9 protein-coding genes are annotated in these 12263 nt (G+C 70.3%); all 9 read right to left on the reverse strand.

Annotated features, from left to right (window positions below):
- Positions 1-170: 170 nt before the first annotated feature.
- A complete protein-coding gene (locus ACZ7L4_RS12385) occupies positions 171-3617 on the reverse strand; it encodes an nSTAND1 domain-containing NTPase (protein WP_472101662.1) in 3447 nt (1148 codons plus the stop codon).
- Positions 3618-3684: 67 nt separating this feature from the next.
- Positions 3685-3939, reverse strand: coding sequence for an Imm49 family immunity protein (locus tag ACZ7L4_RS12390; RefSeq protein WP_472101663.1), 255 nt, complete (start codon positions 3937-3939; stop codon positions 3685-3687).
- A 107-nt stretch (positions 3940-4046) separates the two neighbouring features.
- A complete protein-coding gene (locus ACZ7L4_RS12395) occupies positions 4047-4556 on the reverse strand; it encodes a DinB family protein (RefSeq protein ID WP_472102024.1) in 510 nt (169 codons plus the stop codon).
- Between the two features lie 388 nt (positions 4557-4944).
- Complete coding sequence (locus ACZ7L4_RS12400) at positions 4945-5742, reverse strand: SDR family NAD(P)-dependent oxidoreductase (RefSeq protein WP_472101664.1); 798 nt, start codon at positions 5740-5742, stop codon at positions 4945-4947.
- A gap of 71 nt (positions 5743-5813) precedes the next feature.
- Complete coding sequence (locus ACZ7L4_RS12405) at positions 5814-6632, reverse strand: FAD-binding protein (RefSeq protein WP_472102026.1); 819 nt, start codon at positions 6630-6632, stop codon at positions 5814-5816.
- An 89-nt stretch (positions 6633-6721) separates the two neighbouring features.
- Positions 6722-7153, reverse strand: a complete 432-nt coding sequence (locus ACZ7L4_RS12410; protein ID WP_472101665.1) for a hypothetical protein — start codon at positions 7151-7153, stop codon at positions 6722-6724.
- 266 nt (positions 7154-7419) lie between these two features.
- A complete protein-coding gene (xdhC, locus tag ACZ7L4_RS12415; RefSeq protein ID WP_472102028.1) occupies positions 7420-8229 on the reverse strand; it encodes a xanthine dehydrogenase accessory protein XdhC in 810 nt (269 codons plus the stop codon).
- Between the two features lies 1 nt (position 8230).
- The gene (gene xdhB, locus ACZ7L4_RS12420) at positions 8231-10621 is read right to left on the reverse strand and encodes a xanthine dehydrogenase molybdopterin binding subunit (protein ID WP_472101666.1); all 2391 of its coding nucleotides are present in this window, start codon (positions 10619-10621) and stop codon (positions 8231-8233) included.
- The gene (locus ACZ7L4_RS12425) at positions 10618-12099 is read right to left on the reverse strand and encodes a xanthine dehydrogenase small subunit (protein ID WP_472101667.1); all 1482 of its coding nucleotides are present in this window, start codon (positions 12097-12099) and stop codon (positions 10618-10620) included. The genes xdhB and ACZ7L4_RS12425 overlap by 4 nt, the downstream gene beginning before the upstream one ends.
- Between the last annotated feature and the right edge of the window lie 164 nt (positions 12100-12263).

The following is a 12263-nucleotide window of genomic DNA, read 5'->3' on the forward strand; positions in this document are numbered from 1 at the left end:
CACGGCGCCGGAGACCAGGCCGGTACTCCCAGCCTGCGCTGATCTCAAGAACCGCTTCTACGAACGTGTTTGGAGCGAAAGGCGCCGGCGGTCGTCACGGGAGGATTGGCTGTTGCCGCGACCGGGAAGGCGACCTTCGCCTGCCAAGCTGCCTGGCAGCAGACTCATGGTCAACACTCGTCCGGTAGCAGGAATGCGTGGCGCTCCTCGGTACTGAGCGAGCGGAAGGCTCTTTTGCGGGCGCGACGGAGCAGGCCGTCGAGGTCGTGCTCTGCCAGTGTCCAGATGCGTACCGTTCGGTCACGGGAGGCGGTCGCGAGGCGTGTGCCGTCAGGGTGCCAGGTGAGGCCGTTGACCCAGTCGGCGTGGATGCCGACCACGGCGGTCTGTGTGGCGCTGTCCGGGTCCCAGAGCCGGATTGTGCGGTCCCGGGACACGGACGCGATCGAGGTGCCGTCGGGGGACCAGGCCAGGTCCTGGACCGGGCCCTCGTGGCCGGTCAGGACGGCGAGTTCGGTGCCTTGGAAGGGGTTCCACAGGCGGATTGTGCGGTCGCGCGAACCGGTGGCCAGGCGGCGGCCGTCCGGAGACCAGTGGATCTTCCAGGCGTAGTCCAGGTGACCTGACAGGGTGGTGACGGCGTTGCCGTCGGTGGTGTCCCAGACGATGGCGGTGCGGTCCGTGCTGGACGTGGCGAGGTAGCGGCTGTCCGGTGACCAGGCCGTTCCGCCGATCCAGTCCTGGTGGCCGCGCAGGATGTGCACGGTCGCTCCGGTGGCGGCGTCCCAGATGCGGGCCGTGCCGTCGCGGCCGGCGGTGGCTATGCGCGTGCCGTCGGGTGACCAGGTGACGTTGGACAGTTCCTCGGTGTGCCCGTTCAGGATGATGCCGTCGTCGCGGGCGTCGGCCCTTCGCACAGCGGCGGCACCGTCGCGCAGGGCGGCGACCAGACGGGTGCTGTCGGGGGACCAGGCAATGTCGGACACCTCACCGATGTGCCGGTCGCGGATCTCTCGGCCGGTGACGAGGTCGTGAAGGGTCAGAGAGCCGTCCTGGCAGGCAGAGGCGATGCGCGTTCCATCGGGCGACCAGGCGGCGTGCAGGACTCCATCGGCATGGCCGCCGAGAATGGTGGTGGATCCGGTGACGTCCCAAACAGCCGCGGTCCGATCGCGGGACGCGGTAGCCAACCGCCTTCCGTCGGGGGACCAGGAGATGCCGTAGATGGTGTCGACGTGGTCGGTGAACCGGACCTCGCCGTCGGTACCGTCGAGGTTCCATGCATAGGCCGTATGGTTCGCGTCACCACCGGCGAGGCGGGCGCTGTCCGGGGACCAGGCAAGGGAGTTGATGACCTCCGGGCTCTCCAGCGTTCGCAGCGTCTCCCAGGTGTTGGTGTCCCATATCCGTACGGTCCGGTCGCCCGAGGCCGAAGCGAGCTTCCGCCCGTCCGGAGACCACCGGACCGACTCGATGTTGTTCTGGTGGTCGGTGAGCACGGTGACGACGCTGGACGTGGTCGCGTCCCAGATCCGTACCGTGCTGTCTTCTCCGCCGCTGGCCACGTGTCTCCCGTCGGGCGACCAGGTCACGCTCCAGATCATGTGCTGGTGGCCGCGCAGCGCCGCGGACACGCTGTACGTGTCGGTGTCCCAGATGCGCACGGCGCAGTCGCTGCCGACCGACGCGAGGCGGCTTCCGTCGGGCGACCAGGAGACGCCGCCGACCCCCTCTTCCCGCTCGCCGACGGCCTCCGTGTGGCGGAGGACGGCCTGCTCGGTCCACGTGCTTGTGGACCAGATGCGGACGGTGGAGTCCCTGCAGCCGACGGCGAGCCTGAGTCCGTCGGGGGACCAGGCCACCGCTTGCATCCAGGCGCCGTTGCCCTCAAGCACTACTGGTTGGTCGTCACTCTCCGGACGCCACACCCGGACGGTGCCGTCGTCGCTCGACACGGCCAGCCGTTGGGCGTCCGGTGACCAGGCCACTCCGGATGCGCCGCGTTCGAAGCCGCGCAGCACCGCGAGCAGCCGTGATGCGCTCAGCGCCGTATGCAGTGCCTGGACGGCGGCCGGGGTGGCCGCGCATTCCTCCACTGCCGCAAGCGCGGCGAGCACGGCGGGCTCCGGCTCGGTGTCGACGCGTTCGAGCACTCGGGCGGCTACCCGCTCCGCCGTGCGTTCCATTGCCTCTCGGTGAGCTCGCAGCGACTGGTCCACGAGTTCCTCGACCAGTGGCGTGGTGCCGAGTGCCCGTGCGGAGTCGGCCACCCAGCGCTGGGCGGCAGACAGCCGCTCCCCGGTGAGGAGATAGGCGTCCTGACGCTGGGTTCGGTCCCAATCCTGTGCCCAGCGCTCCAACTCCGTACGGTGGCGCAGATCCTCAGCGCGGGCACGGACCGCCTGGCGCAGCGGCGCCCACTGGCGGAACAACGCCTCGTGGGCCACGTCCAGGACGCCGCCGTCGCTGGTGAGCAGGCGCCCTGCGACGAAGGCGTCGGCGACTTCCTGCTCTTGAGGGGTGAGGTCGTCGCGGCGGGTCCGCCGGCGGGTGGGATCGTTGCCGTCGACGGTGACGAACTGCAGCAGGGTGGGGATCACGGGTGCGTCCGTGAGCTCGGCGGCGATCTCGTCGGCCTTCTCCGACAGGGCTCCGGCGACACCGCCGAGAGCTCGGTAGGTCTCTTCGGTCACCGTCCCACCGGACCCCCCGGCGCGCAGGTACAGCTCCTGGAGGGTGTAGGCCAGCAGCGGCAGAGCGTCGCCGCCCCCGCAGTCGTCGACCATGCGCGCGACGACGCCCGGAGCGAAGGTCAGGCCGGCCTGCTCGGCAGGCTTCTCGATGACCTCGTGCAGCGCCTCCCGGGCGAGCGTGCCGACGATCATCGACTCGCGTACCAGCTCGGCGAAGCCCGCCTCAAGGAACCCGGTGAGGAAGTCCGATCGCAAGGTGGCCACCACCCACAACCGCGGGTCGCGGCGCAGCGCGTCTCGCACGGCGTTCAGGAACGCGGCACGCTCCTCGGGTCCGGACAGGGTGAGCAACTCCTCCAGTTGGTCGATCACGATCAACGCAGGTCGCTCATTGGGTAGTTGAGTCAACCGCTGTCGCAAGGTGTCGACCGGGTCCGCCCCTGGCGAGAACGGTGCTGCGACTGACCAGCGTCCTCGCCGCCGGGCCAGCGCCGGCAGCAGCCCGGCCCGCACCAGGGAAGACTTGCCACTGCCGGAGGGCCCGACCACGGCCACGAATCGCTGTGCCCGACTCGGCGTTACTGGGTGCAGGCGCCCGACCAGACCGGTGATCTCCCGGTCCCGTCCGAAGAAGACCGCCGCGTCATCCTCGGTGAAGGCCTCAAGCCCCGGGTACGGCAGCTGATCCCTGGCCCAGATCCGGCGCACCGGCGACGGCCGATCGAGGAAGTGCAGCGTGACCTGTCCCCCGATGAGCACCGCCAACGCAACACCGATCAGTGGCACCGACCAATCCCGCAACAGCCTCAAAACCAGGGGCACATGACCCGTCTCGCCGGTCGCATAGTTCGTGGCCATTCCCAACAAAGCCCCGACCAGCATGAGCAGGACATCGAGCATGAGCTTGATGGGACGTCGATCCATGGAGCGACAAACTATCCTGCGGAGAAGGCCAGATGGCTACGTCCCGCCTCATGGTGAGGAACACCCGTCACCGCTTTGGACGCTGGACCTGCTCCCTTGGGTTGCTCAGGTCTCGAACTCGCCTGCCGGCCGCTACCGCGCCTGAACGGAGGCGGCAACGATCCTCGTCCGTCGACCAGTATTCCCGGTGCCACTGGACGGCCTGAGCAAGTGTGCTGCTGAATCGCACGTGGTCCTGGCGGAGGAGTTGATGCAGCAGCTCCATCGGGGGCCACGCAATCTTCGACAACAGTTCGGAGGGGGCGATGCGTGCCTGGACCAACGAGAGGCATGTCAGCTCCTTCCACTTCCTGGTCTGTCTGTCAGTGGAACCAGTTCATCAAGCAAGTGCCCAGACCATTCTCGTCCGCCCCGCCAGCCGCCGCGGAATCAGCCGTCGTAGGGGTTGCCGCCGAGCCAGGTGGTGCCGTCGGTCAGTTCGCGTACCGCGTCCAAGTGTCCGCTGTGGCACGCGACTTCGGTGAGGACATGGATCAGGATGTGCCGCACGTCAGGCAGCCGCCAGGTCGGCCAGAGCTCCACGGGCCAGGCGGCGGGTTCCTGTTCGGGCGTGGTGGCGGCGAGCACGGCGTCCGCCCGCGCGATGGCGGCCCGGTAGTCGGCGAAGACCTCCTCGGTGCTCATCCCTTCGGGCACGTACCAGTGCGCCTCCGCGCCAGCCGTGAGCTGTCCGGCCACATCCGGCTCGCCCGCAATCACTCCGGGGAACCAGAAGCGTTCGACATCCAAGGTGAGGTGTCGCAGCAGAGCCAGGCAGTTCCAGCCGCTGGGCAGCACCGGCCGCCGCAACTCCTCCTCCGAGAGCCCTTCGAGGATTCCGAGGACGTGCGCGCGCTGGCCGTTCAGGGCGCCCCTGAGAGCGTCGAGTTCGGCGTTCACCGCCGGAGATTTGATGCGCCGGGACACCGCCATCGCGGCCTCGCCTGTTGTACTCGTCATCCGCGCGCCTCCGTCAACCGCAGAGCATGAATTGACTTCCGGCCCGGACGCTACACCGGGGGTATGACAACGCCTGGTCGAGTTCGCATGAGCCCGGCCTTGCACGCACTTCCGTCGAGCCGGTTCTCCCGCCGTCAGCGCATGTCCCCAGGGGTGCAGCGAGCTCTTGCGGGCAGTCCTCACGCCGGCGTGCAGCCCGCAAGGCCGTCGGCCGCCGCCCCGCTGATCAACGTGCCCCGCGCTGTCGCTCCCCGGCCCTCTGGCCCCCACCGACCGGCCAACCAACGCGGTCACAGCACTAGCCAACCCCCACCCCAGTCTGTACTGGTCAGCCGGTATTGCGTCCGCCGCTCAGGTCGAGGTGCTGGCCGGTCATGTAGGTGGCTTCGGGGGAGAGGAGCCAGGTGGCGAGTGCGGCGAATTCGGAGGGTTCTCCGATGCGGCCGATGGGGACGCGGGCGAGGAGTTGGGCGTTGCGTTCCGGGCTGAGGGCGTTGATGAGGGGGGTGCGCATCATGGAGGGTGCGATGCAGTTGATGGTGACTCCGTCGGGGGCGACTTCCTTGCCCGCGGTCTTGACGAGGGCGACGAGGGCGGCCTTGGAGGCCGAGTAGGCGGCCTGGTGGGGGTTGCCCTCGCGGGCGGATATGGAGGAGAGGACGGCGACGCGTCCGTAGCCCTGTGCCTGGAGCGTGGGCAGCAGGGCCGCCAGTCCGTGGAAACAGCCGTCGAGGTTGACGGTCATGGTGGCGGCCCACTTGTCGTAGGGCATGGCGGGGACGGAGGTTTCGGGGCCCTGGATGCCGTGGGAGAAGAGGGCGCCGTCGATGCGGCCGTGGGTGGTGATGGTGTGGGCGATGGCCCGGTCCCAGTGCTCGCGGTCGGTGACGTCGAGGGCGAGGCAGTCGTCGGGGCTGGAGCCGTCCGCGGTGCCGCCGGCGCGAATGTCGGTGCACATCACCTGCGCACCTTCTCGGGCGAGGCGCCGTGCGGTGGCGGAGCCGAGGCCTCCGGCGGCTCCGGTCACCAGGAACACCTGTCCGGCGAAGCGGTTCGGCCAGAACGCTTCGGTGGGCAGCACGGGGTGTGTGCCGAGGGTGTCGGGCGTGATGGTCTGGTCGGGCATGGCGCAGGTACTCACTTTCGCTGCAGGGCGTGGCTGACGAACGAACTCGACCGCTGGCGGCTGGTGTCAGGTCACCGTGCGAGGCCGCCGATCGCCTCCTCCTCCGGATCGGTGACGTCAGCGAGGTGTTCGCCGGCGATCCATCCGAAGGTCATGGCCGGCCCCAGGTTGATGCCGCCGGCGGGGTAGTGGCCGGCCATCACGCTTGCCTGGTCGTTGCCGACGGCGTAGAGACCACGGATCGGCTCGTTCTCGTCACTCAGGACTCGGGCGTGTGCGTCGGTGGCCAGCCCGGCGAAGGTTCCGAAGCTGCCGGGCACGATGCGTACGGCGTAGAACGGGCCCTTCTCCAGGGGCGCGAGTGACGGGTTCGGCGTCACGGTGGCGTCGCCTCCGTAGCGGTTGAAGGGTGTTGATCCGCGATGGAAGGCGGGGTCCTCGCCGCGGCGCGCCGAAGCATTGAACTCCCGGACGGTCGCGGCCAGTTGGGTCGGGTCGATGCCGCAGGCGCGGGCGAGTTCCTCGATGGTGCGGCCGCGGCGCAGGTAGCCGCTGCGGAGGTAGGGGAGCAGGGGGACGGGGCGGGGCTTGGCCATCCCGAGCGGGTAGCGGCGCACGAAGCGGGCGTCGGCGATCTGCCAGGCCTCGACCGGCTCGCCGTCCGGGGTTGCCGCGATCATCGCCGCGACGTAGTCGTAGTAGCCGTTGGCCTCGTTGACGAACCGCCGTCCGTCGCGCAGCACGCCGATGCTTCCCGGCTTGGCGCGGTCCATGATGTGCGGGAACACGCCGGTGCGGCCGTTGCGATAGGGCACCAGGGAGACCGGGCACCAGGCGGCGGGGGACGGCGTTCCACGACGCCTACCCGGGCGGCGGGGCCACGCTCGGATCGGCGATCACCCGCGGCTTCGCGGTGGGCGAGCACGTGGCGCTGAGTGCCACTGGGTGACACCTTGGAGGGCCGGGTTCATTCCGTGTGTCAGACCTTGCAGAACCCGAGGCCCTTGAGCGCCTCGTTGATCTGCTTGCCCTGGGCCTCGGTGGTCGTGACGTCCTTGTACGTGAAGCGCTGGGAGGCCAGCCGGTCCGGCTTCTGCACGCCCTCGCCGAAGGCGCCGCACTGGTTGCGTGCGGCGTCGATCGCCTTGTCCTCGTACGTCACGATCGCCGGATTGGCGGCCGCGAGCGCACGAAGCAGCGCGGCGCGCTTGGCGCCGGTCGGCTCCGGCGGGATGACGAGCGGGGTTCCGCCGGGCTTGGCCTCTTCCATCTCGGCGAAGCTCGGCTGCGGGCTGAGTGGTGTGGCGCTCGGCTTCGGCTTGGCTTCGTTGGTGTTGTCGGCGGTACAGCCGGTGAGCGCGAGTGCCGCGGCGGCGAGGATGCCGGCGGCGGTGGTGTAGCGGCGGTTCATGGTTCCCCCCATGAGGATGTGCTGACGGGACATCATCACTCATGCGTGAGGAAAGCGTGCTCCTCTATGGCTGATTTGTGATGGCGGTCGGTGAGGTGATCCAGAAGGGTCTCCCCAGTCGCTCCGACCGCTCACGCCGACGGGTCCTTCCGCTCGGCGACAGCAACCTCGACCTCACGTATCACCCTGTGGTCGAGGGTCCGGTCAAGGCGGACGTGCTCGACTCCGGGCGCGAGCAGGCCACAGGTTCCTCCGCACCCGGGCGCTCAGCCCCCTTCCGCCTCGAACATCCGCAGCAGATCCGCCGCCACGCTCACCGCGATCGTGGCCGGCGCCTTGCCGCCGATCTCGGGCAGCCCGATCGGGGTCTTGATGCGGTCGATGGTGGCCGCGTCATGGCCGCCCTCGGTGGCGAGGCGCCCCCGGAAACGGGACCACTTGGCCGCGGAGCCGATCAGCCCGATGGAGCCGAGGTGGTCGGTGCGCAGCGCCGCGTCGCACAGGGCGGCGTCCTCGGCGTGGTCATGGGTCATGATCAGGACGTGGGTGCCGTGCGGCAGTTGTTCCAGGGCTTCTTCGGGGAGCAGCGGTGTGTTGTGGACGTGCACCCCGGCCACCGCGTCCGCGAGCACGCCGAGGCGCTGCTCGGTGAGCATCTCGGCGCGGCTGTCGACGAGGTGGAGTTCGAGGTCCTGCCGCGCCAGGATGCGGGCCAGTTCGAGCCCGACGTGACCGGCGCCGAAGATCGCCACCGCCCCGACCACGGGCAGCGGTTCGAGCAGCACCGTGACGGCGCCGCCGCAGCACTGCACCCCGTGCCGGTTGGTGACCTTGTCGTTGAGGGCGAAGTCGAGGAGCTCCGGTTCCGTCTTGTGCGCCTCGATCAGCTCGCGGGCCCGGTCGATGGCGACGGCCTCCACGTTGCCGCCGCCGATCGAGCCCCAGGTCTCGCCCCGTGCCACGACGAGTTTCGCGCCGGCCTCGCGCGGTGCGTGGCCGCGCACGGTCGCCACGGTCACGAGCACGCCGGGTTCCCTGCGTGCGCGCAGCCGGGCGACCGCGCCGACCCATGTCAAGTCAGGCACTGCGCAGGGCCCGTACGTCGGCGGGGACCGGTGGTGACGCCGTGTCGGAGGCGTCGTCGGCCTGGCGTGTCCGCTGGATCGCCCAGAACACGGCCTCCGGGGTCGCGGGCGAGGCCAGTTCGACGTCGGCTCTCTCGGGCCCGAACGCGGCGGCGGCCTGCCGCAGCGCCTCCCGTACGCAGAAGGCGAGCATCAGCGGCGGCTCGCCGACCGCCTTGGACCCGTAGACCGCGCCCTCCTCGGGGACGTTCCGCAGCAGCTCGACGTGGAACTCCTCGGGCATCTCCGAGAAGCTCGGCAGCTTGTACGTGCTCGCCGCCTGGGTCAGCAGTCGGCCGCGGTGCGGCCCGTCGCCGGCCTCCCAGCGCAGGTCCTCCAGGGTCAGCCAGCCCGCTCCCTGGACGAAGCCGCCCTCGATCTGGCCGATGTCGATCATCGGGGAGAGGCTGTCGCCGACGTCGTGCACGATGTCGACGCGGCGGATGCGGTAGGCGCCGGTGAACCCGTCGACCTCCACCTCGGCCGCGGCGGCGCCGTGGGCGAAGTACTTGAACGGCGAACCCTGGAAGGTCTGTGCGTCCCAGTGCAGGCCCTCGGTGCGGTAGAAGCCGGTCGCCGAGAGCTGCACCCGCTGGAAGTACGCGGTGCGCACCAGGTCGTCCCAGGCCAGTTCCGCGTCGCTGCCGAGGGAGCGGGCGACGCCCTCCACGATGCGTACGTCCGAGGCGTTCGAGCCGAGCCGTGTGGCGGCCACTTGCAGCAGCCGATCACGCAGTTGCTCGCAGGCGTTCTTGATGGCCGCGCCGTTGAGGTCCGCTCCCGAACTCGCCGCGGTGGCCGAGGTGTTGGGCACCTTGTCGGTCCGGGTCGGGGCGAGCCGGACCTTGTGCAGGGGGATGCCGAGCGTGGTCGCGGCCACCTGCAGCATCTTGGTGTGCAGCCCCTGGCCCATCTCGGTGCCGCCGTGGTTGATCAGGACGGAGCCGTCCTTGTAGATCAGGACCAGCGCGCCGCCCTGGTTGAAGGCGGTGAGGTTGAAGGAGATGCCGAACTTGACGCCGGTGATCGCCAGCGCCCGCTTGGTGTGCGGGTGCGCGGCGTTGAACGCGGCGATCTCGCGGCGCCGGTCGGCGAGCGAGGCGTTCTCCTTGACCTGCTGCCAGACGGCGGAGATCCGCTGGGGGGCGACGACCGGCTGCCCGTACGGAGTCGTCTGCCCAGGACCGTAGAAATTGCGCTCGCGCAGCTCGACGGGGTCCAGGCCGAGCAGCGGCGCGCACCGGCCCATGATGTCCTCGATCACGAGCATGCCCTGGGGGCCGCCGAAGCCGCGGAAGGCGGTGTTGGAGACCTTGTTGGTCTTGGCGATGCGGCCCGTGACGCGGGCGTTGGGGATCCAGTACGTGTTGTCGATGTGGCACAGCGCGCGGGCCACGACCGGCTCGGAGAGGTCCAGGCTCCAGCCGCCGTCCGCGGTCAGGGTGGCGTCGAGGGCCTGGATGCGGCCTTCGGCGTCGAAGCCGATCTTCCAGTCGGCGTGGAAGCCGTGCCGCTTGCCGGACATGGTCAGGTCCTGCGTGCGGTTCAGGCGCAGCCGGACCGGGCGGCCTGTGAGCTTGGCGCCGAGTGCGGCGACGGCCGCGAAGCCGTGCGGCTGCATCTCCTTGCCGCCGAAGGCGCCTCCCATGCGCAGGCACTGCACGGTCACCTCGTGGCTGTGCAGGCCGAGGACGTGGGCGACGATCTCCTGGGTCTCCGAGGGGTGTTGGGTGCTGCTCTGCACGAACAGCTGCCCGGCTTCGTCGACCTGGGCGAGTGCCGCGTGCGTCTCCAGGTAGAAGTGCTCCTGGTCGGAGAAGTGCAGCTCGCCGGTGAACACGTGCGCGGAGTCGGCGAATCCGGTGTCGACGTCGCCGATGCGCATCACGGGGCGGGCGCCGTGGAAGCTCTCGGCCGCGATCGCCTCCCGCAGCGTGATCACGGAGGGCAGTTCCTCGACGTCCACCTCGACGGCCGCCGCGCCGAGCCGGGCCGCCTCCAGACTCTCGCCGAGCACCCAGGCGACGGCGTGTCCGTGGAACATGACCTCGTCGGGAAAGAGTGGCTCGTCGTGCTTCATCCCGGCGTCGTTGACCCCGGGTACGTCGGCGCCGGTCAGGACGCGGACCACACCGGGTACGGCGAGGGCCGCCTCGGTGCGCAGCGCGGTGACGCGGCCGCAGGCCTTCATGACCTGGACCGGGTGGGCGTGCAGCACGTCCTTGGTGCGGTGGATCAGGTCGTCGGTGTACAGCGCGGCGCCGGTGACGTGCAGGGACGCGCTCTCGTGCGGCATCGGGACGCCGACGACGGAGTTCTCGGGTCGCTCGGACAACTGGCTCATGCCGACACCGCCTCGGTGGTCTGCGTGTACAGCTTCAACAGGCTCTGGCCGAGCATCGCCGAGCGGTACGCGGCGCTGGCGCGGTGGTCGTTCATCGGGGTGCCCTGGGCGCGCAGCACCTCGGTGGCCTCGTCGACGGTCTCCCGCGACCACGGCCTGCCCTCGAGTGCCGCCTCGGCCGCGAGGGCGCGGATCGGAGTGGCGGCCACGCCGCCGAGGCCGATGCGGGCCTTGCGGATGGTGCCGTCCACGACGTCCAGGGCGTAGGCGACGGCGACGCTGGAGATGTCGTCGAAGCGCCGCTTGGCGATCTTGTGGAAGGAGACGGTCGGCGACAGCGGCAGCGGCACGCGGACCGCGCGGATCAGTTCGCCGGGGCGGCGCACGCTCTGCCGGTAGCCGGTGAAGTAGTCGGCGAGCGGGACCTCGCGCTCGCCGTCCGCGTCCGCGAGGACCACCGACGCCTCCAGCGCGAGCAGCACCGGCGGGCTGTCACCGATCGGGGAACCGGTGCCCAGGTTCCCGCCGAGGGTCGCGCTGTTGCGGATGAGGCGGGACGCGAACTGCGGGAAGAGTTCGGCGAGGAGGGGTACGTCGCCGTCGAGGCGGCGTTCGATCTCGGTGAGCGTCAGCGCCGCCCCGACCTCGACGTGGTCGGGCGTGACGCGCAGCTCCCGCAGCTCCGGGAGCCGGTCGACGGCGACCACGCAATCCGCCCTGCGGGAGCGGATGTTGACCTCCACGCCCCAGTCGGTGGAGCCGGCGACGACCACGGCGTCGGGCCGTTCGCGCAGCAGTCGCAGCGTGTCGGCGAGGGAGCTCGGGCGCCGGAACTCCCGCTCACCGTCGGTGTATTGAGTGACGACGGGAGCGGGCGGGGCCTGCTCGCGGCGCCGTGCCAGCGGGTCCTCGCCGGTGGGTGCGCCGACGGCGTACGCGGCGTCGCGGATCGGGCGGTAGCCGGTGCAGCGGCACAGGTTCCCGCTCAACGCGTGCAGGTCGAAGCCGTTCGGCCCGTGCTCGGCGTCGGGGCCCGTGCCACCGGCCGGGTCGTTGCCGTCGACCGGAGGGGTGTGCGCGCAGCGGTCCGGTCGGTAGTACTCGGCGGCCATGCTGCACACGAACCCCGGTGTGCAGTAGCCGCATTGGGACCCGCCACGGACCGCCATCTCCTCCTGCACCGGGTGCAGGGCGGCCGGCGTGCCGGGCTCGCCGGCGGTGGCGAGCCCCTCGGACGTGACGATCTCCTGACCGTCGAGCGCCGCGGCCGGCACCAGGCAGGCGTTGACCGCCACCCAGTCGGTGGGCTTGTGCACGCCGGGACGGGCAACCAGGACGGAGCAGGCGCCGCATTCGCCTTCGGCGCAGCCCTCCTTGGTGCCGGTGAGCCCACGCTCACGTAGAAAACCCAGCACTGTGGTGTGGGGAGCGGACGGCGCGATCGGCTCGTCCTCCCCATTGACCGTGATGTACGCCAAGGTCGGGCAGCTTTCTGTGATCAGAGCTCAGTGGCGCCTCATGGGACACACGGGCGCAGCACGGCATGCGGCACGCGACAGCGAAGGTGACAGCAGCCGTGGCATGCCGGAAGGCGATGAAAGGACGTGAAGGCGGAAGGGGAGGGCGGCTCAGCAGCCGTGCG

This window comes from Streptomyces sp. NPDC107575 (assembly GCF_055657265.1).